We start from the raw sequence: 26,624 nt of genomic DNA, 5'->3' as shown, positions 1-26,624 counted from the left end.
ACTTATATTTTAAAACTTACAATGCCACAATCCATTTCGAATATTTGACCAGATATTGAAGATGAGCCATCAGATAGTAAAAACACAGCCATTTCTGCCACTTCTTCTGGAGAAAGGAACTTTTTGAGTGGATGACGTTCTGTTATGTTTTCAATCATTTTCTCGTTTCTCAACAATTTCGATGCAAGATCGGTATCTGTTACGGTTGGCGCTATGGCATTAATGCGTAAAGTCGGCGCTAATTCTGCTCCTAATGATTTTACTAGACCTTCAACGCCAGATTTTGCAACTGCTATGCTGGCATGATAGGGCATACCTAATTTGGCCGCCACCGTACTAAAAAGAACCACAGATGGGTGCTCTCCGTTTTTAAGAATCGGGAGGTATTTCTGTATCACTTTAACCGCACCAAGTACATTAATTTCAAAATCATTTTTAAAATCGTCTATACTTAAGCGAGCAATAGGTTTTAGGTTAATACTACCTGGGCAGTATACTAAACCATCTGCTGATTCAATTTCGGGTAAATCGTTCTGTATAATATCGCAACTGTAGTGTGTTAAATTTTGATGCGATATTTCGGGAGTACTTCTGCTAATGTTTATAACATTGCTATGAGCTAAAAGCTTTTCTACTAAAGCTTTTCCAATGCCCTTACTTCCACCAACTACTATTATTGTTTTCATAGGTTTCAGGGCATAGTTTATGTTATGGCCTGCCCTTTAGCCTTTTTTCAATTTTTTGCTTAATGACTGTTAAGCGCTTCATCAAGTCCATTATTTCAGGATCTTTGTCTTTTTTGTATATTGTGTTTAAGCTTAATATTAAATCTTTAACTTCTCTAGACGATTCGATGCGCTCACTTGTTGTTTTGAAAGTGTGCTTGCGTTTTTCGAACTCTAAAGCTTTTTCAATAATCTCCATAATTTGTTTTTAATCTTACTAAAATTGTGCGATTTGTGCACGAATTTGGCAATATAGTAAATTATGCGAGATTAACTATTTTTCTATAGATTTATTAGGAAATTTTTAATATTTCTTTAAAAGAATAGTCTGTTTTTAATAGTTAAGCAGTTAGAGGCGCACCTTTTAATCGCTTTTCTACCTTTCTTTTTATTACGGTTAAACGTTTCATGATATCCATGATTTTTTCGTCTTTTTTAACCTTGTAAATTTGGTTTAAATCCAAAATTAAGGCTTTGGCTTCTCTAGAGATTTTTACTCGGTCACTAGTAGATAAAGATCTCATTTTTCTTTTTTCAAATTCTAATGCTTTGTTTATTAAATCCATAATTTTAAGTGTTTATATAGTTCTGTAATTCTGTTATTTTTTCTGATGTATTAAATTGCCCGCCATAATAAGCCGTAACGGTTGAGGACGTGTCGTCCTTTATACCTCTTGAAGACACACATAAATGTTTGGCATCGATTATTACGGCAACATCATCGGTTTCTAAAATAGATTTTAACTCGTTCGCAATCTGGTTAGTTAAGCGCTCTTGCACCTGTGGTCGTTTGGCATAGTACTGAACAATTCTATTTAGTTTTGAAAGCCCAATAACTTTTCCAGATGATATATAAGCCACATGCGCTTTCCCTATAATGGGTACAAAATGATGCTCGCAGTTTGAATAAAACGTAATATTTTTTTCAATCAACATCTGGTTGTATTGGTACTTGTTGTCAAACAAAGCAACCTTTGGTTTATTGGCAGGGTTTAGTCCAGAGAAAATCTCATCAATATACATTTTAGCGACACGCTCGGGTGTTCCTTGTAATGAATCATCATTCAAATCTAAACCCATAACATCCATAATTTCTTCAAACAGAATAGCAATACGCGCTTTCTTTTCAGAATCCGAAAGTTTGAAAGCATCTGGTTTCATTGGTGTTTCTAAACCTGTAAATAAATGATCGTTTCCAATGTCTTCCAAAGTGAAACCATTCAATTTATTACCGTTTTTTTTAGTGATTAATTTTTCTATTTCCATAGCTTCTTTTTTATGTGCTGTCTTGAGGTTTTAATTCAATCAAAGCACGTTATTAACGTTTTGAAATATTGTTGTGCGTAATTTGCTTTTGTCTGCTGCATTTAAATCGTCCTTTTTCAAAAACTCTCAATTTTTCATGTTTGGTTTTTCTTCCTTGTACTCGCTTTCGCCAAAGCCTGAAACTACTTGGTTTCATTTCTTTTCTCATGAGCTCAATAACTTGTTGCTCATCGAGTTTAAATTGATATCTAATGGCTTCAAATGTGGTTCGGTCTTCCCAGGCCATTTCAATTATTCTATCAATTTCATTGATCGTTAAATTCATACGCCTAAAAAATTATATTTTTCATCGTACCTAATCTTTTCATCAAGCATTTTTCTGAAAAATGATTTGTTCTCTCTAAACGTTTTGTTATTTTTAAAGTGAATGTATCTTCCTTGAGCATGAATGCTTGCGCCGTTTGTTTTATAGATCACCAATTGATAGTATGGAATAGCCCAAGTATAGTTTTGTAATCCTTTATTAATGTAAATGAGAACCCCGTTTTTACGCAACTCGATGTTGGCGTAATTAATATCTGAAACAAGATTCATATATAACTGTAAATTTGGACTCACATCTTCAATGATCATACGCTTTGACCCAACACCTTTCATTTTAAATGCTTCTAAAAATGAAAAAGGCACACCTACCAAATCGCTTAGTAACTGCTTGTGTTCTTTATTAAAGTGTGTTGTGTTTAGTATCATTTTGTAATCTATTACTCAAATTTACAAAATGTTTAACTTTTTACGAAATAAATTAAACAAAAATTATCATAGCACTATTGATTTTTTCTATTATTTTGATTAAATAATTGAAAATGAGGAGATTGAAATTCTTAAAACCTATTTTTTACAATATGTTTTTTAAGAATTCTTTGGCTTTCTGCTTTTACTTTCTTGTTTTTTCGAAGATTCCAAAGAATGTCACCTGCTTTTTTACGACTAGATTCTAACGCTACAATAGGATACGGATAATCTTCGCCTAGTTTAAAATTGAATAACTGTTCTTCTAAAGGCGTCATTAAATAGGGCTGATGTGCTAAAGGCGTATCTAAAAGTTTTAGTTCTGGTACCCATTTTTTAATAAATGAAGCATCCGGATCGTGTTCTAAACTATTCTTTACGGGGTTGTAAATACGAAGCATATTAATTCCAGTTTCACCGGCTTGCATTTGTAATTGCGGAAAATGAATACCCGGTTCAAAATCAAGAAACATCTGCGATAAATGGGTGGTGGCTTCTTGCCAAGGTTGCCACAGATTGTGCGTTAAGAAAGATACTACCAAAGCTCTCATTCTAAAATTTAAATATCCTGTTTCGTTTAAACATCGCATGCAAGCATCAATGAGCGGATATCCAGTTTGACCTGTTTTCCAAGCCTCTAAATACTCTTGTGAAATACTTTTTTTAAGTTTATGAAACCCTTTATTGATACTGGCTTCTTCCATGGTATGTTCCATTTCAAATTTTTGTATAAAATGGGCTTGCCATCGTAAACGCGACATAAAGGCTTCTAAAGCTTTTTTATGTTTTGCCGTTTTTTTTAGATGATATGCTTGTTGATAGACTTCTCTTATTGATAAGTTGCCCCAAGCAATATAAGGTGAAATTCTACTACAACTCTTTCTAGCTAATTCTGGTTTTGAAATATGAAGCATATAATTAGGGTAGCGTGTTTCAAAGAAGGAATTTAAGTATTTCAAACCCATGCTTCGTCCACCTTTTTGGAATGCTGTAGTTTGAGGTGTAATTAAATTAGGGATTTTAAAATTTGCCTCAAGTATTTCAATGTCGCTAATACTCAATAACTGATTGGGTTTTGGTTGAAAAGGTAAAGCCTCAATTTCAAAAAAGGCATTGCAAAGCGCCGTCCATTGCTCCCGATTTTTTAATCCGCGCTGTACACCATTATTTATGTTTTCTATCCAATCAATAAGGTTGTTTTTGCAGAATCGTTTAAAGTTTTTATCGCGATTGTAGGTAACCAAAAGTCCTGTTTCTTGATGTGAAAAGATTTTGTTTATTTGATATTTTGTAAGTAATTGATTGAATACCGCGATTATATCGGATTGAACAATCAATACTTTTGAATCAAAACGTTTCAGTTCGTTATTTAAATCTACCAACGATTCTTTGATGAAATTCCAATGACGCTCGCTGTAATGTGAGTCGTTAATAAGTAAAGGCTCAAAACTATATAAAAACAATACCTTTTTACCAGTAGCTAGAGCATTAAAAATAGCCTCATTATCGTGCAAGCGCAAATCGCGTTTCAACCAAACAACATGTATTTGTGGCTTAATATTCATCTTGATGATTTATAATATGTTGAGCTCTTTTTTTGATTTCGTCTACATCTTGCGTTTTCATTTTATCTAAAACGCTGTACATCATTTTCATCCTAAAATTATCTTGTAATTGTGGTCTTTTAGAATCAAGAAAATGCCAGTATAGGCTATTGAATGGGCAGGCATCTTCTCCAATTTTTTTATTTTTATTGTAGTGGCAACTGTCACAGTAATTACTCATTTTGTTAATGTATGAAGCGGAAGATACATAGGGTTTTGTTGCTATTTTGCCACCATCAGCAAATTGACTCATGCCTCGCGTATTGGGGAGTTGCACCCATTCTACAGCATCTACATAAATCCCCAAGTACCAATGGTCCACTTCATCTGGGTGTGTTTCTGTTAATAGCGCATAATTTCCAGTAATCATTAAGCGTTGAATGTGATGTGCATACCCGGTTTCTAATGAATTATCAATAGCCTGCTTCAAGCAATTCATCTTGGTGTTTCCTGTCCAGAAAAAGTCAGGTAACTTATTTTGATTTTTCAGTTGGTTTTGATTCTTAAACTCTGGCATTAAAGCCCAATACATACCGCGCATGTATTCGCGCCATCCAATAACTTGCCTAATAAAACCTTCAACCTGAGAAATGTCGATATCCTCACCATGTTTACGATAGTAATTCAAAACACTCTGCACGACATCCTTAGCAGAAATAAGTTTTAAATTCATCGCAAAAGATAATCGGGAATGGAAGAGATATGTTTCATCTGTATGCATCGCATCTTGATAATCTCCAAAATGAATTAATAACTGTTCGCAAAAATATTTTAGTTGCTCTAAAGCTTGTGCTCTCGAAATAGGATAGGAGAAGGTTTTGGTATCAAATTCACCTATGGTTTTTATTTTAGATTTTTCAATATCAGAAACAATATCATCAACCTTGTTTTTAAATAATTTATAAGCAGGTATTTCAACATCGCCTTTCCATTTATTTCTATTGCTTTTATCGAAATTCCATTTACCACCTTCAGGTTGGCCTGCATGCATTAATATATCATGTTTTTTACGCATATCTCGATAAAAATTTTCCATGAGATACTGTTTCTTTCCTTTAAAGAAAGTTTGCAAATCGTAACGCTTTGTATAAAAATGTTCGGTAGAAAAAACGCTAGATTTTATGCTGAGCGAATTACAGTACTCCGCTAATTGCTGGTCTAATCGATATTCGTCGGGTTCCAGATATTCAAAGGTTTCAATGTTGTTTTTTTCTATTAATTGTGAAAGGTTATCCGTTAAATTCTGGGTGTTATTTGTATCGTTAATTTTATAATAAACAACTTCGTGCCCTTTGCTTTCTAAATCTTCGGAAAACTGACGCATTGCTGCGAAAAACCCAATAACTTTTTGAATGTGATGCGTAACATAATCAGTTTCTTGACGCATTTCAAACATACAATACAAAACACTATCGTTAGTTTCTTTAAACCACGAGTGTTTCATGTTGAGTTGATCGCCAAGTATGAGTCTAAGTGTTTTCATTTAGAAAAGGGTTTCTTGTAACCATAAGTTTTGAAATTTCCCATTTGGGTCATATCGTTCCGCTTGTAATTGCACATTAAATTTTCTATCTCTTGGATCGTTGCCTACACCCGATACATACATCCAGTTGCCATAGTTGCTATGTACATCAAAATCTATGAGCATCGATTCAAAATAGGCTGCACCAATTCTCCAGTCTAACATCAATTCTTTCGAAAAATATGAAGCTACATTCTGTCGACCTCTATTACTCATCCATCCTGTTTTTTTAAGCTCTAGCATATTCGCATTAACGAAAGGTGAGGCTGTTGTTCCATTTATCCAATGCTCGACCATAGATTGGTTGGTGTTCCAGTCGTAATTTTTATCAAGAATACCTCCAATTTTAAAAATGGCATTGCCGTGTTTTAACGAGATGTATTTAAAATAATCGCGCCAAATTAATTCGAAAATGAGCCAATACGTCGATTCGTTTTTAACGTGTTCTTTTTCGAATCTTTTAACTTCCCAATAAATTGTTCTAGGTGAAAGACTGCCGTTTGCTAACCACGGTGAAAATTTCGAACTAAAATCTGTCCCTATTAATCCGTTTCTTGTTTTCTTGTAAAAGCCCAATTTTTTAGATTCAAAAAAATAGTTGTCTAGTCTTATTAAAGCAGCGGTTTCTCCACCTTGAAATGGAAACGCGGTGTTCGCATGTGTTTCAAATTCGTCAAATCCCAAATTGCTAAGCGATGGGATTTCCGTTAGGTTATTAATTTCTAATGCTTGTTGAATTGAAAGCTCGGTTAAAGAAGGTCTTACTCGACTTTCTTTTTCTACTTTTTTTCTGAAGTTGGTAAAGACTTGAGGAATCTCTGGTATTTCTAAATTAATATCGGCTGGATGAAATAAAAACTGATTGTAAATCGCATGCCATGTTACGCTTTCAGGAAGTGAAGATTTTACATTATTAATCGTTTTACATTCTTGACTGGTCCATTCTTTTTGTAGATAAATGTTCCGTATTTGATAATCTGAAACTAGATTAGGTATGATTTTTTCAGGTTGAACGTGGTATACAAAAAGCTCAATATTTAAAGACTTAAGTTGCTGTTTTAAATCATGAATAGTTTCAATAAGAAATTTAGCTCTGTATTTTTCTGTTTTTCTGAATCCGAATGGGACTTTCTCGAAAAGCTGAGGTTCAAAACAAAATAAGCCTATAATTTTATCGTTTTCTGAAATAGCTTTATTTAATACGGCATTGTCATGAACGCGTAAATCGTTTTTAAACCAAACTAATCCTATGTTGTTTTGTTCCGTCTGCATCGTTCACTGCAATATTTTACATTCATCCAATTCTTTTCCCATTTTTTTCGCCAGCTGAATGGCTTTTCACAAACAACACATATTTTTTGTGGTAGGTTGTTTTTTTTATGATTGGACATCAACTAATTTGTTAATCATGCCGTTAAAAATTAATCCGTGAAAAGGCAACACAGTATACCAATAAAGCCTTCCCCAAAGTCCCCGAGGTCTAAAAGTTGCGGTTTGTTTTAGTAAATTATCTTCAATTTTAAATTCTAACCATGCTTCACCAGGCAATCGCATTTCAGCGTATAGTAGTAGTTTCTGTTGGTCTTTATCAGCAAAAATAACACGCCAAAAGTCTAGGGCATCACCTGCATCAAGTTCTGTAAGGCTTGTGCGCCCGCGTCTTAATCCAATACCACCAACAAGTTTATCGATATAACCCCGAATACGCCATAAAAAAGTACCATAATACCATCCAGTTGTACCACCAATGGCCCAAATTTTATCGATAGTTTTTTGCGCATCTGTAATTGGTCGTTCTTTATAATCTGTAAAGCATCCGTACTTGGGGACATTAACGTATTTATGCAATTGCTTTCCCAACCTGCCGCTACTTACCATAGAATCTTTCCAACTTGAGATGATGCTATTTTGCTCTATTTTTTCAAAAGCTAAGGCCACGGCTTCTTTGTAAGTTAAAGGGTTAACGTCTAATAATGAATTAATATCGCTGGCTTTTCCAATAATTTGAACTCCCATACTGTCTACCAAAGAAGTTGCTAATTTGTATGACGTTGAGGTTACAAAATACAACCAGTAAGATGACAATTTTGGGGTCATAACTGGCACCGTAAGAATGTATCTCTTTAAGCCTCTTACTTCAGCAAATTGTAACAGCATTTGTTTGTAGGTTAACACTTCCGGACCAAAAACATCGTAAGATTTATTGTATACTGCTTCGTTACCTGCGGCTCTGGTTAAAAATGCTAATACATCGCGAACCGCTAATGGTTGCGTTTTGGTATTTAGCCATTTAGGCGCAATCATTACTGGGAGTTTTTCAACAAGATCTCTTATGATTTCAAATGATGAACTACCGGAACCCACAATAATTCCAGCTTTAAAAATGGTTAAGGCATAGTTTGAAGATTCTAACAGCTCTTCAACGTTTTTTCTAGATTGTAAATGTTTTGAAAGCTTATCTTCATTGGTAATACCGCTTAAATAAATAACCTGCTTTACATCTGTAAATTCCAGAGCTTCTTTAAAATTAACGGCGCATCGCTCTTCTAACGATTTAAAATCTTTGGAGGTGTTAGACATAGAATGTATAAGATAATAAGCTATATCTATGTCTTTCGGGATGTTGTGTAGTGTTTCAGGTTTTAAAAAATCGACTTCAACAACATCAATCAGTTCTTCTTCAAAATAACTTTTCTCAGCTCGTAACTTGTCTCTAACGGCACAAACCACTTGATGCCCTTCATTAACTAAAAAGGGAACAATGCGTTTACCAATATATCCTGTTGCACCAGTTACAAGTATTTTCATGCCTTAGTTTAATACGCATTGCACGAATTATTACTAATTCGAAGATTAATTTAGAAACTAGCTTTTAGTTCTTTTGGGCGTTGGTAGCCATAGCGTGTTTTGGTTTCTGGAATCACGTATCCGTCTAAACCATTAATTGCAGCTACTTTGGCTTTTGTTAAGTTAACAAAACCATCGTCCTCCACCAAATCACCATTAATATATAAGCCCACAATTTTACCAATAACTAAAATGGTATTATTGGCTTTAATGTTATACTCTTCAACAAATTGCATTGCTAATTGAATAGGCGCTTCTTTTACAAAAGGTGCCAAAAACTCAGATTTATATTCTGATTTTAATTGAGTCGCATCAAATTCAGAGATTGAAGCATCATATTTTGCAGAGGTATGATGTGCTTCTTCTGTTATGTTTTGATGAATATGATTTATGGTATAAAATCCTGTGGATTTTAAGTTTTCGTAGGTGTTTCTAATGACTGTTGTTGGCCTTAAAAAGAAACCAAGCATAGCAGGACTTGAGCCTATATGCGTCACCGAACTAAAAACCGCTACATTTTCAATACCATCAACAGATTTTGTTCCGATAAGGTTGGCCGATTTGTATCCAGAACAACTATTTATCAAGTTGATTTTGTAGATATGCTCTAAATTCTCTATGTCGGATTCACTAAAATAAGTCATGATAATTTAAGATAATTATTGATTTGAATATCTTGAGCTTTTAAATCGAACATGAGGTTATAAAGACCAAAAAATGTACGATTAATGTAAATGAAGTGTTTCGAACCGCGATTACCATTCATCTTTTTTAAATCGGTACTTTTTGAATAACGTTCACCTAATTCGGCAATTTTACCAAAGAATTCGTCATCGGAAAAATCGAAAGTATCTTGATGAAAAGGCTGTGTGAACAAACTCAACATATCGTGAAACATGGCTGTAAAAAATTCTAACTCTTCTTTGCTATCGTCGTTTCTTAGAATTTCAAGTTCGTACAATTTATCAATAAAATACGCTTTGTTACTAATGTTTTCTTTTTTGGCTAGTTCAAAATAGGGTGTATAAAATGCCATAGGTATGGTTTTCATACACCCAAAGTCTAGTGCTATTAATTCTCCTTTTTCAGAAACTAAGAAATTCCCCGGATGCGGATCTGCATGTACTTTTTTCAGATTATGAATCTGGTACATGTAAAAATCCCAAAGTGCCTGTCCTAGTTTATTGGCTTTTTCTTGATCTTGATTGTATGCAGTAAACTCAGAGAGGTGCTCACCAACCATATAATCCATGGTAATGATGCGTTCTGAGGATAAATTTTCGTAATAGTTTGGAAACGATAAATTAGAAATGTGCGAACATGCTTTGGCAATTTCCTTGCTTTGTTCAATCTCTAAAATATAGTTGGTTTCTTCAACCAGTTTGTTTTCAACTTCCTTAAAGTATTTGTCAGAATCTTTTCCTTTAATATTAAACATACTCATAGCAACAGGTTTAACCATAGCTAAATCTGAAGCAATACTTTCCGCAACTCCTGGGTATTGGATTTTCACAGCAAGTTTTTTCCCATTCTTTTCTGCTAAGTGCACCTGACCGATGCTGGCAGCGTTTACAGAAGTTGCGTTGAAAGTATCGAAAATATCATTTGGATGTTTTCCAAAATATTTTTTAAATGTTTTGATTACTAATGGTGGCGATAATGGTGGTACCGAAAATTGTGCTAAAGAAAATTTCTCCACATAAGCCTGCGGAAGTATACTTTTTTCCATGCTTAGCATTTGTGCCACTTTAAGCGCACTTCCTTTGAGTTGTTTTAGCCCATCGTAAATATCGGTAGCATTGTTTTTGTTTAAACGTGCTTTGGCATCTTCTTCGGTACTTACAATCTTGTCGCCATAATATTTCAAATAATTCACGCCAACTTTAGCGCCCGTAGACACCAATTTGCTGGCACGTTGTATTTTTGAAGTAGGTATTCTATCTATAGTTTTCATAAGGTCTTAGTTCATTTGAAATTTTTCTTTAAACAGAAATTTTCCTAAATCTAACACGCTTTTTAAAGGTGCAATATCTAGCACATCAAAAGTGGTGTTGACTGATTTTTCGATAAAAATATCGGTCTTCTCGAAAGATGCCGAAGTATCATCAAGCCAAAATTTCATGGTGAGCAACAATTGTAACCACGCCGATTCTTTAAGGGCTTTATCTTGTATTTTTTCTATTTGTTCTTGCTTAATCTCTAACATTTGAATGCCCAAAGCACCAATGTATGCGGTAAAGTGTTGCTTTAAACCAGATAGCATTTTTAACCCTTTTAAGTCGCTTTTGTATTTGTCTAAAACGTGTGTTACATAACTGCGGTTGGCAGTCAGGTTTTCAAAGAAGGTGTAATAGAAACTTAATAGTTTGTTTCTAGCATCAAAAATGTTGTAATCCTCATTATTGTCAAGTGCTTCTAAAGAGTTTACAAAAAAGGCTTCGAAAATTCCTTTCTCTATAGCTTCGAACGATGCAAAATGTTCGTAGAATTTAGCCTCGTCAAAATTATTAGCTTTAGCGAAGGCGTAAACGCTTTTCGGATTTTGGTCGTGCTCTAACACATAACCCATATAATTGGTAATGATATCGTTTTTTGAAACTGTTTTTTTCTTTGCCATAACTTCTAAATTTGTTGTAAAGATATAAAATGTTTAACAAATAATAAAAAAAGTTAAACAAAATATTTGATAGCATGATAAGATAATCCTATAGTTGCCTAAAACTACGGGATTGCATTAGGGATTGTAGTGGTAGCTTTTGGCGAGGCGTGCATAGAGCCAAAACTTTAACGAAAAGCCCGACCCTTGGGGAATGCCCAAATAATTATTCTGTAATGTATTAAGTTGTTTTTTAAGCTTTTGTTAACACTAACCGATTTAATATTGATTAATTTTATGATGTTTAAAACTTAATTATTAATAACTACTAACATGAAAAAAATACTCTTATTATTTATGGCGTGTGCTACATTGTACACCGTTAACGCACAAGTGCAAACGCCAGCACCAAGCCCATTTTCTAAAATAGAACAAAAGGTGGGATTAACCGATGTTATTATTGAATACTCCAGACCAGGAGTGAAAGATCGTGTTATTTTTGGCGATTTAGTACCGTTTGACAAACCATGGCGAACCGGAGCAAATGCAAGAACCAAAATTACGTTTAGTACCGATGCGACTTTTGACGGACAAACGTTAAAAGCAGGATCTTACTCGATTTTTACCGTTCCTAGTGCAGAATCTTGGAATATCATTTTTTATAACGATGGTAAAGATTCTGGCACTCCAGAAGAATTCAACCCGGATTATGTAGCTGTAAAAACGACTGCAAAAATGTATCCTATACCATTCAATGTAGAGACGTTTACTATTGATATTAATAACATAACCAACACTGGTGGTAGACTGGAGTTTATTTGGGAAAAAACTTGGGTTGGAGTTGATTTTACGGTGCCAACAGATGCCGCGGTTATGGCAAGTATTAAAGACGTAATGAGTAGCGATTCGCCAAAAGCGCAAGATTATTTTGAATCGGCTGTTTACTATCTTGAGGCAAACCACGACATTAATAAAGCCGTTACTTGGATTGATAAAGCTGTGGACATGACAAAGGATAAACCTAAATTCTGGTTCATTCATCAACAAGCCTTAATTCATGCCAAAGCTGGTAATACTAAAGATGCAATCGCAGCAGCTAAAGCATCGTTAGAGCTAGCCAAAGAAGCCAAGTACGAAGCCTTCATTAAAAAGAACGAAGATGTTTTAAAAGAGTGGGGGGCAATGTAGATTAGATCTTTAGACTGGTTAGATTTTTAGACTAATTAGTTCTTCAGATTTATAGATATTTAAAAAAGCGTAATCCAATTTTGGGTTACGCTTTTTGTATTTGGGCGCCTGCCTGCCATCAGGCAGGCTACCACAAGGGTCACGCTTTTCGTTCATAGTTTTGGCTCGATGCACGCCTCGCCAAAAGCTAACCACTGCAATCGTTAGCGCGGGTATCCGCTAAAGTATGTGCTTTACGTTTAGTCCGAGTCCTCCAGAAAGAAAATGTCCTCAACAGGAACCTTAAAAAGCTTAGCAATTTTTAGCGAAAGCACCGTAGAAGGCACATATTTATTTTTCTCCATGGCATTTATGGTTTGCCTGCTCACACCAATTTTTTCGGCTAAATCGGCTTGCGTCATGTCATGAATGGCCCGCTGTACTTTTATACTATTCTTCATGGCTATTCGATTTTAGTTTAAGAAAATTAAAACGAAGGATAAAGAATACCAAAGGCGTAAACATATTGTAAACCAAAACATGAAAAAATGTTAAGTCGTAAATAAATAATATTGTAAAAATTAATACCGCGTAGTTGAAAATAATTGCCCAAACTAAAGAATCTTTGCGCAGCTTATAAATAAACTCATCTTCAATTTTTTCTTTTGAAAATCCAACTATAAGTCCGCCAAGAATTATGGCTATAGAGGCTATTTCGTTTGATACGCCCGTTTCAATAATGTTAGCAATGTTACCGTTGTAAGGTTCTAAAATACCTTCGTAAAATAAGGCCAATACTTTCATGCGCAGCGGTTCGTGGTCGTATCCTGAAGCGGCAATAACCAAACCGTAAATAATGCCCAGAATGAATAAAATCCATCCAAAGATTTTATACTTGTGTGGTAATAAATAATTTGTTTTCATGTGTTCGTTTTTTAGATGATTAAAATGATTGATGTAACAAAAGTAAAACAAACTTTACATTTAGACAAATAAAAATTACTTAAAGTCGTAAAAACTAAACTATTAGTTGGCTAATATTCTAAATTGATGAGGTTTCTAACCTGGTCTAAAGTCTTGATAAGTTGTTGGCTAAACTCAAAAGTCATCACATCGCTTTCGGTTTTTCCTTCTTGTAAGAGTTTAGTAAAATGTATGGCTTCGTAGTTGTAGCCAATAGTCTTGTAATTAAAATCTATTGTTTCAGCTGTACCTGTTTTCGGAATTAACGTTACCGTCGTGGGCATATGAAACATCGTATTTATTTTAATGGTACCACGTTCACAATAAAATATGGCTTCCGTTGCGGTGTCTTCAATCAAAGTACTTTTTAAAATGGCTTTTACGTCGTTACCATAATCAAAAACCATATGGCAAGACGAGTCTGCACCGTTTTCAAAATAAGTCGCTTCGGATTCAATAGATTTCGGTTTCCCTAAAGTGGAAAGTGCCGCAAAAATAGGGTAGATGCCAATGTCTAATAAACTTCCGCCACCTAATGCTTTATTAAATAGTCGCGAGGTATCATCAAACGGTCGGTTAAAACCAAAATCGGCTTCTAGTTTTAAAACCTTTCCGTAAGTTTCACTCTTGAGTGCTTTTAAAACATACTGGTAATGTGGTAAAAAGTAGGTCCAAAGTGCTTCCATAAGGAGCACGTTTTTTTCTTTGGCTTTTGCAATCATTTTTTCCACTTCATCGGCATTCATCGCAAAAGGTTTTTCGCATAACACAGCAATACCATGCTCTAAACATAGTAAGGTATTTTCATGGTGTAATGCGTGTGGTGTTGCAATATAAACGGCATCAATATTCGGGTCTTTGGCTAAGGCTTCGTAAGTGTCGTAAGCTTTCGGAGCTTTGTATTTGTTTGCAAAAGCATCAGCCTTTTCTTGATTTCTTGAGGCTACGGCGTACAGTTTACCGCCTTCAACGGTTAGTAAATCGGTTGCGAATTTATGGGCGATATTACCTAATCCTATAATGCCCCAATGTATGGTTTTAGCCATGTGCTGTTTTGTTGTTTGGTGTTACTATTTGTAATAAACAGGCAATTGCAATAACGATCATACAGCCTACAAAATTCAACCATAAAAATGGCAGATTTATGTATTCGTATTCGTTTAAAAAATACAGTGCAATCACGAATACTTGCGTTATTAACGCGGCGATAAAAACCGCATTGCCTTTTACAAATTTAAAAAAGAAAGCCAATAGAAAAATACCTAAAACATTCCCGTAAAAAATAGACCCAATAATGTTAACTAACTGTATTAAGTTTTCAGCAAGATTCGCCACACAAGCAACGCCTATGGCAATAATGCCCCATAAAAATGTAAACCAACGAGAAGCTGCAACCATTTCGATTTCGGTTTTTTCGCTGGTATTTCGTTTGTATAAATCCATGGCTGTTGTAGAGCCTAAAGCGTTTAATTCGCTGGCGGTACTCGACATGGCAGCACTTAAAATAACCGCGAGCAATAAGCCTATTAATCCGCGTGGGAGATTATTCAAAATAAAATGAATAAACACATAGTCTTTATCGTTACTTTCTACTTTTAGGTCTTGTTTTTCCGAAGCTTTATCAATGAGGGTTCTGGCTTCCTGTCTGATGTCTTCATTGGCGGCATTAGCTGCTGCAATAAATTTGGCAACCTCTGGATTATTTGAACTGGTGTAAGCTTCAATTATTTTTTGCTTGTCTCTAAAAATTAGTTGTTGCTCGTTTTGCAAGACTTTATATTCTTCAGCAAACTCTGAATTTAAAACCAATTCCGTTGCTGTGGGATTAAAATTTACAGGCGCTTCATTAAACTGATAAAACACAAAAACCATAACCCCAACCAAAAGAATAAAGAATTGCATAGGTACTTTTAAAAGTCCGTTGAAAATTAAACCCAATTGCATTTCTTTAACCGATTTCCCTGATAAGTATCGTTGCACCTGACTTTGGTCTGTCCCGAAATAAGACAGCATTAAAAAGGTTCCGCCAATAATACCACTCCAAAAGGTGTAGCGGTTATTTAAGCTAAACGAAAAATCTAAAACCTCCATTTTACCACTGGCACCAGCAATTTCTAAAGCTTTCGTGAAGGTAATATCTTGAGGTAGTTTATCGACTATTAAAAAGAAGGCGATAAGCATCCCAATAAAAATCACAACCATTTGATGCTTTTGAGTCACGTTTACAGCTCTGGTTCCACCAGAAACGGTATAAATAATCACTAAAAGCCCAATGGCAATATTTAATGTGAGTAAATCCCAACCTAATACCACCGATAAGATGATAGCAGGCGCAAAAATGGTAATGCCTGCCGCTAATCCGCGTTGGATTAAAAACAGAATAGCCGCTAGGGTTCTGGTTTTTAAATCGAAACGATTTTCAAGAAACTCGTAAGCGGTGTAAACTTTTAGGCGATGATACAAGGGAATAAACACCATGCAAATCACAATCATGGCAATAGGCAATCCGAAGTAGAATTGCACAAAGCCCATACCATCGTTAAAGGCTTGCCCAGGAGTTGATAGAAAGGTGATGGCGCTGGCTTGTGTTGCCATAACCGATAAACCAATAGTCCACCATTTTGAGGTGTTTCCGCCTCTTAAATAATCTTTTACATTTTGGCTACCTCGGGTTTGCCACGTGCCATATGCTACGATAACAATTAATGTTGCACCAAGAACCGACCAGTCAATCCAACTTAAAGTTTGCATGTTTTAAAAGGATTTGGTGATTAGGTAAAACACAATAAAATAAATGGCGTTGGCAATAAGCACAATAGAGTAGAGCCTATGCCATTTTTGTTTTGGTTCTTGTGCGTCGTCCATAAATTAATCGTTTAGTTTGGTGTTTGGTTTGATGTCGTTTTTACCTAAAGACAACATATTTGCAAATAGGCGATAAGCACCAGAAACACCAGCGGGAAACTCTCTAAAAAAGCTTAAACCTGTGTAAATGTAATGGCCTTTACCATGTTTGGCAATAAGTAAACTCCCATCTTTGGCAGTTTCACCTTGGTCGTTCATGGATAATACAGGGGTAAATTCACTACTCCATGAGTCCGGAAAGTATAAACCACGTTCTTGTGTCCAACCTTCAAAATCATTGGTTGTGATTTTATTTGGTGCGTTTAAAACCTCATGATTCGGATTTAAAAAACGTACTTCGGCATGTTCATCGGTTACTCTGTCTCGCGATAATTTTAAATCGAAAGGCGCTAGTGCATCCACTTTTAAGCGGTGCGAGGTGTTGTATTGCACAATCATATTACCGCCATTTTCAACAAAATCGAATAATTGTTGTTGTTTGAAATTCAAGTCTTCAAGGGTGTTGTACGCACGAATACCAACCACTATAGCATCAAATCTGCTTAGGGTTTCAGGATTTATCTCGTCTGGAGTAATCACACGCACGTTGTAACCTATTTGTTGTAAACTTTCAGGCACCACATCGCCGGCACCTTGAATGTAACCAATATTTTCACCTCGCTTTTTAATATCTAAACGCACAATTTTACTTTCACTAGGCAGTAAAACAGTTTGAAATGGAATGTGTTCATAGTTAATTTCAATCAACTCTTTAGTATATGCGGCATCGCCAACATGCACAATCGGACTTATAAATCCTTCGCTTTGATTTTTAGGCGGAATCACTGTAAAAACTAAAGTTTGCTCTTCGCCTTTATGGGCAATGTTTACTTTTTGCTTTTTCGGAAATACGCTCCAATCGTTCGGGTGGCATACTTCAACATCGCCTTCAAGGTTGTCTCTTCCGGCTTTGACAACTACCGTAATATCGCGTTGCGCATCCGAATTCAAAATAATCACCTTTTCGGTAATTTTTGCGGAAGCTTCGGGTATGATTTCAAACGGACGGTACAATTCACCTTTATCGGGTTTAGAATACCTCTGTATTATGGGTTTGGTAAAGGTTATGGGCGTGTTGTCTATCAACAAATTAAAATCGATGTTGTAGGTTCGTGGGGTTTCTGGCAAGCCTATTAAATTTGCGTCATCCACTTGGTACATGCCTAAAGTGCCTTTGGTATTCAACCAATAAGGTGTGGTAGGTTGCGCATCACTTTCAACTTTCAATACTTCTTTAAAATCGTATTTTACGTTGTTTTTTAGCGTGATGTTTTTTGCAATATTCAGGTCTCTGGCATTATTCAGGCTTTGTAATACCATAGGATAGTAGCTACGGTTAAGCACTTCAATATTCAAATTAACAATATCGTTTTGTGTGGCCCAATTGGTTTCGGCAGAAGCTTCTAAATACAAGCCTGCACACATTTGTATGATGTCTTTAAGTTCTTTGGTCTTTTGGGTTTTCCAGTGCTGGTCTTCCACTTTTTGTAGCCATTTGTAGGCTTCAACAAGCTGTGGAAGGTGGGCAGCAGGATTTTTAAAATTGAAGTTCTTTTCAACGCCATTTAAAATATTACCAACCGCTTTACCGCCTTTTACACGGTTCCATGAGGTATCGATGCCTTCAAAAACGCCAGTTTTGTTGGAAAGCGTGTCGCCTTTTAGCAACTCGATGTATTCTTGTTGTGTGCCACGTTGTGCTAGCGTTCCAAAACCCTGACTTAAATGCTGGCTACGTGCCAAGGCCGCCATTTCGTTATTGCTCACGCCTTCAAGTGGATAATACGTGCCTATATCGATACTCAGCATATTACTTTTATCTAGTTTATCGAAGGCTTCTTGACTGCCGTAGCGCCACCAACTCGTGTTGTAAAACAAACGATTGGGTTGCCACAGGCTGGTTTGATTAAGTTGCTCAGGATATGCTGTTTTATCGCTAGCAAGTTCAAAAGCTTCGAGACTCAATAGGGCAGAACTCGTGTGATGCCCGTGGGTTTCTCCTGCTCTTCGGTGGTCGAATCTATTGATTATCACATCGGGTTTAAATTGCCTAATGGCTAAAACCACATCGCTTAGCACTTGGTCTTTATTCCAAATTTGTAAGGTTTCGTCTGGGTGTTTGGAGTAACCAAAATCGTTGGCTCTGGTAAAACGTTGTTCGCCACCATCAACACCTCTTGCTGCCAAAAGTTCTTGGGTTCTAATGACACCTAAAAGCTCACTTATTTCTGGCCCGATTAGGTTTTGTCCGCCATCGCCACGCGTTAACGATAAGTACGCGGTTCGAGCTTTCACGTGGTTAGACATGTAAGCAATTAATCGGGTGTTTTCATCATCGGGATGCGCCGCCACGTATAACACCGAACCTAGAAAGTTAAGCTTTTGTATGGCTTGGTAAATCTCTGAAGATGCTGGTGTTTTGGGTTTTTGAGCGTGAGTAAACGCTAACGAAAAAGTAAATAATAAGGCGTAAAGTAACTGTTTTTGCATAATCTCGATTGGCTAAAGTTCAAATATAAAAAACAAACCAGCGCTAGGGCTGGTTTTAATTTTTATTTAACGCTTTTGTAAGGTTGTGTTTCGTAGCCTTTTCGACTGTGCTGAGACTTACGGCATAACACACCTCACAAAACGCACAACTAAATTTGTTTGAACTCTGTTTTTTTGGTTTCGGGTTTTACTTTTTCGGGTTCTGCAGGAATGATGGGTCTATCAAAATTATTGAAAAATAGGTTTTGAATAGAATCCATACGCTTCATCATGTTTTGGAGGTGTTGGTTGTGGTTCATAAACCCTTTCTGAAAGAAATTATCGGGATAAAAACCGCCTCCAGAAATGGAATCTTTTCCAAAAAAGTCATCAAAAAACGAATCGTTAAAAAAGTTGTGGTTGTTAAAATGCTGCTGAAATTGCACTTTTAAACTGTCGTTTAGCTTACCGTTAGAGGAGTAGCTGTAAGAGTAAATAGAATCGTAACGGGTTAGGTTACCATGCTCGTCGTACTCTTTATTTACGGTAATATTAGCGTCGGGTTTAAGCGCTTGGGCTTCGCTTTTTTGTTTGTCTTGTCCTGAACAATTAAAACATAACAAACAAAACAACGGTATAAGATACACTGTTTTCATTGGTTTATATTTTAAAATGATACAATCGTTAACAGCTGTATATTTTCAAAAAATATGCCAATGGGTTTTATGGAAAGTTTGAGTGGGTTGCGGTGTCATTTTGACAGAATCTGTGATTTGTGCTAGGTATATTTTGTTCGTTTAACGGTCTTGTATGTGTTTAGTTGCGTGGTTTAAATAACAAATTTAGAAAATACAAACCGAATATAAATTCCGCGAGGATTCTCTTAAATAGGCTAGAGCTAGCAATATATTTTATGCGGTGTTGTCCAAAGTTATTTTATTCTACTATTAATAATTCTTCTGTTTCTAAATAATATATATTTTTCAATGGATTAACTATTTTTCTAAATGATAATTGATGTTTACAACTGAATTTAATAATATTCTCGATTAATTCCGAATATTCACTTAATGCTTCTTCTTGGTTTAAAACTCTAATCATTTTGTCTGAATTGAGATAAATTTTGACATTTGCTGTCTTTTTTAATTTAGATAATCCATCTGTAATTGCACTCAAAATTATTTTTTCCTTTGATGCTAAATAAAATGATTTTGTGAAATTCTTTTGGTGCTTTAAATTATTTCTTTCGTATTTTAATAATAAAGCATACAATCCTTTACTATTTGAGTCATCTACTTTCACACTTAAATAAATTTCAACTAAAGGAATATCAGAATCTAGGTTTTCGGTTTTGTTTTTGGTAAAAGACAGATTCGTGTTCAGTATTTTGGAGATGTATTTATCAATTTCTCTCTGAAAAACCCCTAAATTTTTGTAATAAGTGAAGATTAAATTTCCGTTTTCTTCCTCAATATTTTTAAATCCAGCATTTTGATACCAGTTTATGGTTTTTGGTATTTTAGATAAATAACCTTCGTCATTTGTCATTCCAAAATGTTCCCAATAATATTCTGTATTATCTCTAAGATTCTCAATAAAAAAATCAACATTTTTTCTTTTACCATTATAAACCAAAGGATAGTCATAAACAATATTTAATTCCTCGTGCTTAATCAAACTTTCATAAATCATTTTTTCCTGTTCTGACCGAACAAAAGTATTATCCGAAGTTTGAATATTTAAATTACTCCTAAAGTGGATGTAATTTCCATTAATTCCACTGGTAACTTTATTTTCTTTTTTGGGTTGGCTTTTTTTTCTAAAATGCCACTGAAAAAAATCTCTATTTGTATCGTCAACTCTGCAATTTGGAATAATCTGTTTAAGATAGCCTTTGTCGTGTTGCTTTCTTAAAAATTGATTAAATTCTCTTTGATTATAAAATTTTGAAGATAGATATTTGTCTTTAATTGCGTATTCATATAATTCATTAGACCTAATCTCAACAGATGTGTAGGCGTCTTTCATTAAAGAATCCAGCCTTTCGCCAATACGCTTTAAAACCTTTAAATCTACTGGTAATTTCTTCACTTGATTTTTTGTCTAATTGTGGGCTATACTCCTGATATGAAATCGTTTTAATATTTTATATCAGAAGCTAAACGAAAATAGCAAATTTTTCCCACGAACCCAAAGTGAAATTTAAAAATTGAAGCTTAAATTTGAGTTAAAAACCAGTGCTATTGATTGCAAAGACTTATTCTTTTGCAATTTTTGGCTTTTGTTTCAGTTGTAGCGAATTGTAAATATGCATAGCTTTAAGCGTTGGCATTATTCGGTTCAGATTTTATCAATTCACGCGCAAAATCAATAAATAATTTATATGCTTTTGTAAATGAATAGTTGTCATCTGAATGTTTAACTGCTATATTTCTTTTTACCATAGTAGAACCAACTAACCTTTTAATACTATCTGCATCATTCAATTGCTTGTTAGATTTCACAATATCAGTCCAAGAGCTGTTTTTTATATAATCGACTATTTCGTCAATGTGAAAGTCCGAAAACCCTAATTCATCCATAAAATTCTTTCCGTCTTTATCTAGTTCATAACAGAAAATTGAAAAAAATATGCTTATATCACGAGAAGTGTTTTCATTTGTTTCTTCTGAAATTAGATAATAAAACTCTTGTGTGTTCTTTAATTCAAAACCAAACGACTTATCAAAAAACTCAGCATAGAAATCTTGATTATCCTTTACGATATCAAAGTAAGACTCGTCAATGGTTATAAATCTACCATCCATCAAAGATGTAACTATTTGTTTATGTTTATTCGGATACATTTTCTTTTTTCGCGATTTTAAGTTTTGGCATTATCAATTCTCCTTGTTCTGTTTTAAAGGAAATATTTCGATTCTCTTTGTCCTGCTGCACTTCATAATCTTCTTCAAAGATTAAACTGGTAACCATAAAGTAGTTGTCAAAATCAAAGTTTTTGTTTTCGTTTTCAAGTGATGTTTTGCACCAAGTAAAAAAGTCGTCAATGGGAAGTTTAGAGTTTAACTGAGATTTGTACTCACTTTTATTGAAAATCCATTGCTCTGCAATATCAGTTTCCTCTTCAATAAAGACATCTTCTTCATTTTTAAATTGGTCAAAATATTCTTTTGTGTTTTCGTAAATAAACGGATTATAGAGATTATCTCGTGTTGTATTGAAAAGCTCTGGTGGTTTAATTCCTTTATAGCAATTTCCGTTTGTTAAGTATAAGTGAAAACCTTGTAAATATTCACTTTCTGTTCTAATTCTATCTATAAGAGGTAAAAGTTCATTGCTTAAGATTGAAGACTGTTTACTAATATCTTTTACTACTTGCCTTAACAGATTATAAAGTTTTTCGAACTGTCTTCTTATGCTTTCGTCTGTATAATCAAAACGTTTGTTATTTGAAAATTGAGAAATATTTAGTAGTTCATTATAAATTGATTGAGAATGATTTGTATCTAAAATTGTGTTTAGTGGAATAATATAATAATCAATTAAATACCTAGCTTTTTGTACTTTTTCTTGATATTCAATTTTTCGAGTATTTGCTTTTAGTTCTCTAGATTCATTTAAGAGACTTATTGTATTATTTGTAACTGCATTTGAAAATTTCTTAATCTCGTTTGCCAAAGCTTCAATTCTATCCAGCAGAATGTTTTTGTCCTGATTGATACCTTCTTTTATATTTAAAAACAAAGTTCTGATAGATTGACCAAATTTTTCAATCTCTTCTGGAAGTAACGGCTTGAATTGTTGAAGAACAAACTCAAATAAAACGAAATAAGGTTCATTAATTACATAATCATCATTTTGTTCAACAAGTAATTTGTGTTCAAAAAGCTGATTCTCAATATCACTTCCAAATTCGATAAGTGCTTCAGAAACTTGACTTTTCAAGATAATTTCATTTTTAACTTGTATGTCAAAGAGTTGCCTTAGCAAGTCAAAATGAGTTGCCAAAAATTGTAATATGGTTTTTGGTTCTGACTTAAACATTGATTAAAATTTCTTGTTCTAAAAATCTATTTGTACGAGCAACTTGTTCTCTAATTTGAATAACGATTGAATCTTTTGAATTTTTTACAGGATTGCTCATTTTAGCTTTGTTTCCTTTTAACGATGCTGAATGTTTGTCGAAAAGTTCGTTGTAATTGGATGGCAAATACAATTTAGCATTAGTAAAGACTTTTTTTATTCGTAAATATTCATCAAGCCCATTAAAGTCAAAATCCACAAAGACTAAAACTTCCTTTGCTCTAATTTTTGAAATTGATTCTTTTCCGATTCTACCATATTTATGTATGTACAAATATTTGTTACCTAAGAGTTTTTCCGCATTTAAGAAAGTTTCTAAATTTTCTACAAAACAGATGTTATCAGCAATAATTGAATTAGGAATTACAGAAAATAAACCAAAATCAAGAGTTTGTTTTTTAATATCTACAAGTTGATTGTTTATCTTAACTGAATTAAAACCTCTTAACAAGAAAATTGGGCTATTATCAATTTTTGTTGCTTTTGAGTTTCTATATTTTTTAATATTTCCTGATTTGCTTTTACTAACGTTTTGTTCTGGAAATGATGTTTTAAAAAATTTTTCAAATTCATTTTCTTTAACGACTTTAATTTTAAAACCTCTTCCAAGTTTTAAAGATTCTAAAATTTCAGCACGAAGCAAGTTTTGAAAAGTATCAGATTTTAAAACGCTTTTAGGAATTGCTGATTTTGAAACTGATTTGCTTTCAAATAATAGTTTATATGTTTTGAAGTCAACTTCTTTCATTACACTTCAATCGGTTTTCTTAATATGACATTTCCATTCTTCTCGCTAACCACGATTTTACCTTTGTTTCTTCTGACTAAATAGTATTTGTCAAAACCATCATAAGGATGAAGTGGTGCAGCTGAAATTGGTATAAAATTATGTTCTTTACAAAAGTTTAATATTTCAATTCTGTTTGCTTCGTCAATAGTTCCAATTTCATCAACAAATAGGACAATTTTGTTTTCATCATCTTTTACAACTATTTGATTAATAATAGACATAATTAGAACCAAACGAATCATTTTATCTGTACCATCAGATTCAATTTGATTTTTTAGGTCAACAACTTTGTGTTGTCCTTTTTTATGTAGGTGAAGTTTAATATCAAATAAATCATTAAATGTAATTGTGGTTTGATTATCTAAATATTTATTAAGTGTGTTTAGATTTTCTGATTGGTCATCAAAAATTAATTCTGATGTTAAATCTCTAATTTGAATGATTTTATTTAAGTCCTTAATAAGTTTCTCATTCTCTACAATTTCAATTTTTAAGGTATCAATATCAGAGATTTTTATTTTCTTAATTTTCGAATTGAATTGATTTGTAATGAATGAGTTAAATTCTTCAAATCTTGAATAAATTGTACGACATGGATTTGCAAATTGGGTTGATATATTTTTAAGCAAACCATCAATTGCCTTTTGTTTGTCTTCCAATGTTACTAATTCAGAATCAACGTGTTTAATAAAATCAGTTTCGTTAGCGAAAGATGTTTCTGTTTTTAGTTTTAAGCGTTCAAATAAACTATCCTTTTTGAGTTTGATTTCTCTTCTTTCTTCAAAGTTTCTTTTGAGGTTTTTGTAAATATTGTCAAGTGAATCTGTTGATTGATATTCAATAGGTTTAATTCCAAGTTGTTCAAGTTCTACTTTCCAAGTTTGGATTTCTTCAATTCTTTTTTCTTTTTTAAATATCTCTTTACTCGCTTGTTCAATAGTCTCGTTAAGTTTTCTGATTTCTTCATCAATTAACTTAACGTCTTTAGTTGATTGTTCTTTTTGTTTTATTAGATTCTCAAATTCCACTTTAAGAGCTTCAAGTTCTTTTTCAAGAGTTGGAAGTTGTTTCAGTTTATGAGTTTTTTCCGTTAAAGTTTTGATTTTAAAGTTTATATCTGCTAAATCCTTTCTGTGTTTTTCTAAATCTTTGGCTATAGGTAATAGCTTGTCATTTATTTCTTTTTCTTTCTCTAGTTGCTTGATTTGTTTTTTTAATTCTTCAATAGATTCTATTGGTTTTCCTTTAAAATCATTTGGCAACTCAATAGCACCATCAAATAATTTCATCAAGTTTTCTGTTTGCTTGATTTTTACTGAAATATTGTCGGAAGATAAACTTGTTATATCTGTTGAAAGGATTCTATTTAGTAATTCTTTATTTTTTTGGTTATCTGAAATTTGATGAATTAGTTGGTACGAATAGCTATCAACTTGATTTTTAATTCTTGAAATTTTAGATTCAGATTTTTGGATATTACTTTCAATTTCTTTGCTACTGAGATTTTGGTTTTCTATTAAAGTTATTTGACTTTCAATGTTTTTTCTGTCTTTGTCTAAGTTTTGAAAAGACTGCTCTAGAAATTGTAAATCTTCAAAAGCTTTAATTTCAAGCACTAATTTCTCTTTTGAATCTAAATCTTTTTGTTTCTGTTCAATTTGATTGGTGATTTTTCCAATAAGTTGATTTAATTCTTTTTCTTTTGGATTAAGTGTTTCATTTAAGTGAGTTCGTTTTTCGGCTCTTTCGGTTTTCATTTTAGAAACTGAAGTACCAAGCTCAGAGTATAAAGAAGAATATTGTTGGTTAAAAGCAAAAATAAATTCAGATAGAATGGCACTTTTTCCTTTGTATTGATTTACCAATTCCTTGAAATCAGAAAAGCTACGTTGAATGCTTTTGATAACTTTTATGTCTCGATTGTGTTTTAATAAAGTTTGAATGTCTTTTTGATTTTTCTTTGAAAAAGAAACACTCTCATTTTCTTTGTTATCTGCTATAATTAAAGACTCTTTAAGGGAATCGTTATTGATTAATTTTGAGTTTATTAAGTATTTGTAGATTTTAGAAAAATTATTGCTAATACCACGTCCATCTTGATTTACGCTTTGATTTAGCCAAACAACTCCGTTGTTTCTTTTTCCTTTTTGGTATACAAAATTAAAAACGTCTCTACGATTAGAGAATTTGCTATGTTCTATTCCATTTGTAGCAAATTCAGATAGCAATGAGTCAAATTTTCTAATTTTTTGACCATTAGCAGTTTCCATAAAATAAAGTTCCTCTTTGTATTCGCTATCAATTTTATAGTAATCTAAATTGCCTTCGGCATTTTTCTTTACCAAAATAGAGTAGTAGCGATTTTTGAAGATTTCAAAGATTATAAAACTAGAATTTATTGAAGGGAAATAATGGTTGAAAGTAGTTTTGTCTCCTGTTCGATTTCCGCTAAAAGTCATTTCTCTTCCATCAATTATAAATAGAAAGTTTAGAGCGTAAATCAGCGTACTTTTTCCGATGTTGTTTGGTCCTACAATTTGAAGAGAATTACAATTGTCAAGTTCTATATCTGCTTTTGAGTAGATGTCAGAGTTTAATATAATAAGTCTTTTTAGCATTCAGTTATATCTAATTTTAGCTTGTTAAATTCATTTAAGAATTAAATTAATAAAAAGTCGTTTGCTTTGTTCGTCATTTTAGGGAATTCAATAATTAGCTTTTTATAAATAAAATAAAAATTTGATTTAATTAGCAAAACGAATTTCGTCAATTTTTCCCACAAACACAAAGTGAAACGCAAAAAATAAACTGAAAATTTTAAACTTCAATTGGAGTTATAAACCCGCGCTAGGGATTGCAGTGGCATCCTTTTTTTGAAAGATGAAAAACACACCTTATT

27 protein-coding genes are annotated in these 26,624 nt (G+C 33.6%); 1 reads left to right on the top strand and 26 read right to left on the bottom strand.

Annotated elements, in window-relative coordinates:
- Positions 1-2: 2 nt before the first annotated feature.
- The 14 genes from O5O44_RS11985 to O5O44_RS11920 all read right to left on the bottom strand — a co-directional run bounded on the left by O5O44_RS11985 (position 3) and on the right by O5O44_RS11920 (position 11,370).
- Positions 3-686: an SDR family NAD(P)-dependent oxidoreductase gene (locus O5O44_RS11985; protein ID WP_289194560.1), complete on the bottom strand. Its 684-nt coding sequence runs from the start codon at positions 684-686 to the stop codon at positions 3-5.
- A gap of 22 nt (positions 687-708) precedes the next feature.
- The gene (locus O5O44_RS11980; RefSeq protein ID WP_019387305.1) at positions 709-924 is read right to left on the bottom strand and encodes a hypothetical protein; all 216 of its coding nucleotides are present in this window, start codon (positions 922-924) and stop codon (positions 709-711) included.
- Between the two features lie 142 nt (positions 925-1,066).
- Positions 1,067-1,291, bottom strand: coding sequence for a hypothetical protein (locus O5O44_RS11975; protein ID WP_019387304.1), 225 nt, complete (start codon positions 1,289-1,291; stop codon positions 1,067-1,069).
- Positions 1,292-1,295: 4 nt separating this feature from the next.
- The gene (gene folE / locus O5O44_RS11970) at positions 1,296-1,991 is read right to left on the bottom strand and encodes a GTP cyclohydrolase I FolE (protein WP_289194559.1); all 696 of its coding nucleotides are present in this window, start codon (positions 1,989-1,991) and stop codon (positions 1,296-1,298) included.
- Positions 1,992-2,043: 52 nt separating this feature from the next.
- A complete protein-coding gene (locus O5O44_RS11965) occupies positions 2,044-2,316 on the bottom strand; it encodes a TIGR03643 family protein (RefSeq protein WP_289194558.1) in 273 nt (90 codons plus the stop codon).
- Positions 2,313-2,741, bottom strand: coding sequence for a hypothetical protein (locus O5O44_RS11960; protein WP_019387301.1), 429 nt, complete (start codon positions 2,739-2,741; stop codon positions 2,313-2,315). The genes O5O44_RS11965 and O5O44_RS11960 overlap by 4 nt, the downstream gene beginning before the upstream one ends.
- A gap of 131 nt (positions 2,742-2,872) precedes the next feature.
- The gene (locus tag O5O44_RS11955) at positions 2,873-4,345 is read right to left on the bottom strand and encodes a cryptochrome/deoxyribodipyrimidine photo-lyase family protein (RefSeq protein ID WP_289194557.1); all 1,473 of its coding nucleotides are present in this window, start codon (positions 4,343-4,345) and stop codon (positions 2,873-2,875) included.
- On the bottom strand, positions 4,335-5,867 hold the full coding sequence (locus tag O5O44_RS11950) for a cryptochrome/photolyase family protein (RefSeq protein ID WP_289194556.1): 1,533 nt from the start codon (positions 5,865-5,867) through the stop codon (positions 4,335-4,337). The genes O5O44_RS11955 and O5O44_RS11950 overlap by 11 nt, the downstream gene beginning before the upstream one ends.
- Positions 5,868-7,178: a DASH family cryptochrome gene (locus tag O5O44_RS11945; protein ID WP_289194555.1), complete on the bottom strand. Its 1,311-nt coding sequence runs from the start codon at positions 7,176-7,178 to the stop codon at positions 5,868-5,870.
- Complete coding sequence (locus O5O44_RS11940; protein ID WP_289194554.1) at positions 7,154-7,297, bottom strand: DUF2256 domain-containing protein; 144 nt, start codon at positions 7,295-7,297, stop codon at positions 7,154-7,156. The genes O5O44_RS11945 and O5O44_RS11940 overlap by 25 nt, the downstream gene beginning before the upstream one ends.
- Entirely contained in the window at positions 7,284-8,714 is a 1,431-nt protein-coding gene (locus O5O44_RS11935; protein WP_289194553.1) for an SDR family oxidoreductase, read from the bottom strand. The genes O5O44_RS11940 and O5O44_RS11935 overlap by 14 nt, the downstream gene beginning before the upstream one ends.
- A 50-nt stretch (positions 8,715-8,764) precedes the next feature.
- Positions 8,765-9,397 (bottom strand): flavin reductase family protein, encoded by a 633-nt coding sequence (locus O5O44_RS11930; protein WP_289194552.1) that lies wholly within the window; start codon positions 9,395-9,397, stop codon positions 8,765-8,767.
- Entirely contained in the window at positions 9,394-10,707 is a 1,314-nt protein-coding gene (locus O5O44_RS11925) for an ABC1 kinase family protein (RefSeq protein WP_289194551.1), read from the bottom strand. Before O5O44_RS11925 ends, O5O44_RS11930 begins: the two co-directional genes overlap by 4 nt.
- Positions 10,708-10,713: 6 nt before the next feature.
- Positions 10,714-11,370 carry a TetR family transcriptional regulator C-terminal domain-containing protein gene (locus tag O5O44_RS11920; protein WP_019387294.1) on the bottom strand — a complete coding sequence of 219 codons (657 nt, stop codon included), beginning with the start codon at positions 11,368-11,370 and terminating at the stop codon, positions 10,714-10,716.
- A 312-nt stretch (positions 11,371-11,682) separates the two neighbouring features.
- Here O5O44_RS11920 and O5O44_RS11915 point away from each other — a divergent pair, with 312 nt between their 5' ends.
- Positions 11,683-12,537, top strand: coding sequence for a DUF2911 domain-containing protein (locus O5O44_RS11915; protein ID WP_289194550.1), 855 nt, complete (start codon positions 11,683-11,685; stop codon positions 12,535-12,537).
- 18 nt (positions 12,538-12,555) lie between these two features.
- On the opposite strand, the gene O5O44_RS11910 is transcribed toward O5O44_RS11915, so the two are convergent.
- The 12 genes from O5O44_RS11910 to O5O44_RS11855 all read right to left on the bottom strand — a co-directional run bounded on the left by O5O44_RS11910 (position 12,556) and on the right by O5O44_RS11855 (position 26,343).
- A complete protein-coding gene (locus O5O44_RS11910) occupies positions 12,556-12,693 on the bottom strand; it encodes a hypothetical protein (protein WP_289194549.1) in 138 nt (45 codons plus the stop codon).
- A gap of 83 nt (positions 12,694-12,776) precedes the next feature.
- Positions 12,777-12,977 carry a helix-turn-helix transcriptional regulator gene (locus tag O5O44_RS11905; protein ID WP_019387291.1) on the bottom strand — a complete coding sequence of 67 codons (201 nt, stop codon included), beginning with the start codon at positions 12,975-12,977 and terminating at the stop codon, positions 12,777-12,779.
- A complete protein-coding gene (locus tag O5O44_RS11900; protein WP_289194548.1) occupies positions 12,967-13,440 on the bottom strand; it encodes a hypothetical protein in 474 nt (157 codons plus the stop codon). Before O5O44_RS11900 ends, O5O44_RS11905 begins: the two co-directional genes overlap by 11 nt.
- 110 nt (positions 13,441-13,550) lie before the next feature.
- Positions 13,551-14,525 (bottom strand): Gfo/Idh/MocA family protein, encoded by a 975-nt coding sequence (locus tag O5O44_RS11895; protein ID WP_289194547.1) that lies wholly within the window; start codon positions 14,523-14,525, stop codon positions 13,551-13,553.
- Positions 14,518-16,230, bottom strand: coding sequence for a sodium:solute symporter family protein (locus O5O44_RS11890; RefSeq protein WP_289194546.1), 1,713 nt, complete (start codon positions 16,228-16,230; stop codon positions 14,518-14,520). Before O5O44_RS11890 ends, O5O44_RS11895 begins: the two co-directional genes overlap by 8 nt.
- A gap of 117 nt (positions 16,231-16,347) precedes the next feature.
- Positions 16,348-18,873, bottom strand: coding sequence for a PIG-L family deacetylase (locus O5O44_RS11885; protein ID WP_289194545.1), 2,526 nt, complete (start codon positions 18,871-18,873; stop codon positions 16,348-16,350).
- Between the two features lie 149 nt (positions 18,874-19,022).
- Positions 19,023-19,508 (bottom strand): hypothetical protein, encoded by a 486-nt coding sequence (locus O5O44_RS11880; RefSeq protein WP_289194544.1) that lies wholly within the window; start codon positions 19,506-19,508, stop codon positions 19,023-19,025.
- 280 nt (positions 19,509-19,788) lie between these two features.
- On the bottom strand, positions 19,789-20,943 hold the full coding sequence (locus O5O44_RS11875) for a hypothetical protein (RefSeq protein ID WP_289194543.1): 1,155 nt from the start codon (positions 20,941-20,943) through the stop codon (positions 19,789-19,791).
- 227 nt (positions 20,944-21,170) lie between these two features.
- Positions 21,171-21,698, bottom strand: a complete 528-nt coding sequence (locus O5O44_RS11870; protein WP_289194542.1) for a condensin complex protein MksE — start codon at positions 21,696-21,698, stop codon at positions 21,171-21,173.
- Complete coding sequence (locus O5O44_RS11865; protein ID WP_289194541.1) at positions 21,685-22,896, bottom strand: hypothetical protein; 1,212 nt, start codon at positions 22,894-22,896, stop codon at positions 21,685-21,687. Before O5O44_RS11865 ends, O5O44_RS11870 begins: the two co-directional genes overlap by 14 nt.
- Complete coding sequence (locus O5O44_RS11860; protein WP_289194540.1) at positions 22,889-23,683, bottom strand: hypothetical protein; 795 nt, start codon at positions 23,681-23,683, stop codon at positions 22,889-22,891. The genes O5O44_RS11865 and O5O44_RS11860 overlap by 8 nt, the downstream gene beginning before the upstream one ends.
- A complete protein-coding gene (locus O5O44_RS11855; protein ID WP_289194539.1) occupies positions 23,683-26,343 on the bottom strand; it encodes an ATP-binding protein in 2,661 nt (886 codons plus the stop codon). The genes O5O44_RS11860 and O5O44_RS11855 overlap by 1 nt, the downstream gene beginning before the upstream one ends.
- Between the last annotated feature and the right edge of the window lie 281 nt (positions 26,344-26,624).

This window comes from Algibacter luteus (assembly GCF_030344935.1).
GTDB classification, from domain to species: Bacteria; Bacteroidota; Bacteroidia; order Flavobacteriales; family Flavobacteriaceae; genus Arenitalea; species Arenitalea lutea.
The sequence above is the reverse complement of the archived record's forward strand: the minus strand, read 5'-3'. Positions and strand labels throughout refer to the sequence as shown.

Coding starts and splice junctions, on each gene's coding strand:
- O5O44_RS11985 (WP_289194560.1), bottom strand. CDS start 686: ATGAAAACAATAATAGTAGTTGGTGGAAGTAAGGGCATTGGAAAAGCT.
- O5O44_RS11980 (WP_019387305.1), bottom strand. CDS start 924: ATGGAGATTATTGAAAAAGCTTTAGAGTTCGAAAAACGCAAGCACACT.
- O5O44_RS11975 (WP_019387304.1), bottom strand. CDS start 1,291: ATGGATTTAATAAACAAAGCATTAGAATTTGAAAAAAGAAAAATGAGA.
- folE (WP_289194559.1), bottom strand. CDS start 1,991: ATGGAAATAGAAAAATTAATCACTAAAAAAAACGGTAATAAATTGAAT.
- O5O44_RS11965 (WP_289194558.1), bottom strand. CDS start 2,316: ATGAATTTAACGATCAATGAAATTGATAGAATAATTGAAATGGCCTGG.
- O5O44_RS11960 (WP_019387301.1), bottom strand. CDS start 2,741: ATGATACTAAACACAACACACTTTAATAAAGAACACAAGCAGTTACTA.
- O5O44_RS11955 (WP_289194557.1), bottom strand. CDS start 4,345: ATGAATATTAAGCCACAAATACATGTTGTTTGGTTGAAACGCGATTTG.
- O5O44_RS11950 (WP_289194556.1), bottom strand. CDS start 5,867: ATGAAAACACTTAGACTCATACTTGGCGATCAACTCAACATGAAACAC.
- O5O44_RS11945 (WP_289194555.1), bottom strand. CDS start 7,178: ATGCAGACGGAACAAAACAACATAGGATTAGTTTGGTTTAAAAACGAT.
- O5O44_RS11940 (WP_289194554.1), bottom strand. CDS start 7,297: ATGTCCAATCATAAAAAAAACAACCTACCACAAAAAATATGTGTTGTT.
- O5O44_RS11935 (WP_289194553.1), bottom strand. CDS start 8,714: ATGAAAATACTTGTAACTGGTGCAACAGGATATATTGGTAAACGCATT.
- O5O44_RS11930 (WP_289194552.1), bottom strand. CDS start 9,397: ATGACTTATTTTAGTGAATCCGACATAGAGAATTTAGAGCATATCTAC.
- O5O44_RS11925 (WP_289194551.1), bottom strand. CDS start 10,707: ATGAAAACTATAGATAGAATACCTACTTCAAAAATACAACGTGCCAGC.
- O5O44_RS11920 (WP_019387294.1), bottom strand. CDS start 11,370: ATGGCAAAGAAAAAAACAGTTTCAAAAAACGATATCATTACCAATTAT.
- O5O44_RS11915 (WP_289194550.1), top strand. CDS start 11,683: ATGAAAAAAATACTCTTATTATTTATGGCGTGTGCTACATTGTACACC.
- O5O44_RS11910 (WP_289194549.1), bottom strand. CDS start 12,693: ATGAACGAAAAGCGTGACCCTTGTGGTAGCCTGCCTGATGGCAGGCAG.
- O5O44_RS11905 (WP_019387291.1), bottom strand. CDS start 12,977: ATGAAGAATAGTATAAAAGTACAGCGGGCCATTCATGACATGACGCAA.
- O5O44_RS11900 (WP_289194548.1), bottom strand. CDS start 13,440: ATGAAAACAAATTATTTATTACCACACAAGTATAAAATCTTTGGATGG.
- O5O44_RS11895 (WP_289194547.1), bottom strand. CDS start 14,525: ATGGCTAAAACCATACATTGGGGCATTATAGGATTAGGTAATATCGCC.
- O5O44_RS11890 (WP_289194546.1), bottom strand. CDS start 16,230: ATGCAAACTTTAAGTTGGATTGACTGGTCGGTTCTTGGTGCAACATTA.
- O5O44_RS11885 (WP_289194545.1), bottom strand. CDS start 18,873: ATGCAAAAACAGTTACTTTACGCCTTATTATTTACTTTTTCGTTAGCG.
- O5O44_RS11880 (WP_289194544.1), bottom strand. CDS start 19,508: ATGAAAACAGTGTATCTTATACCGTTGTTTTGTTTGTTATGTTTTAAT.
- O5O44_RS11870 (WP_289194542.1), bottom strand. CDS start 21,698: ATGTATCCGAATAAACATAAACAAATAGTTACATCTTTGATGGATGGT.
- O5O44_RS11865 (WP_289194541.1), bottom strand. CDS start 22,896: ATGTTTAAGTCAGAACCAAAAACCATATTACAATTTTTGGCAACTCAT.
- O5O44_RS11860 (WP_289194540.1), bottom strand. CDS start 23,683: ATGAAAGAAGTTGACTTCAAAACATATAAACTATTATTTGAAAGCAAA.
- O5O44_RS11855 (WP_289194539.1), bottom strand. CDS start 26,343: ATGCTAAAAAGACTTATTATATTAAACTCTGACATCTACTCAAAAGCA.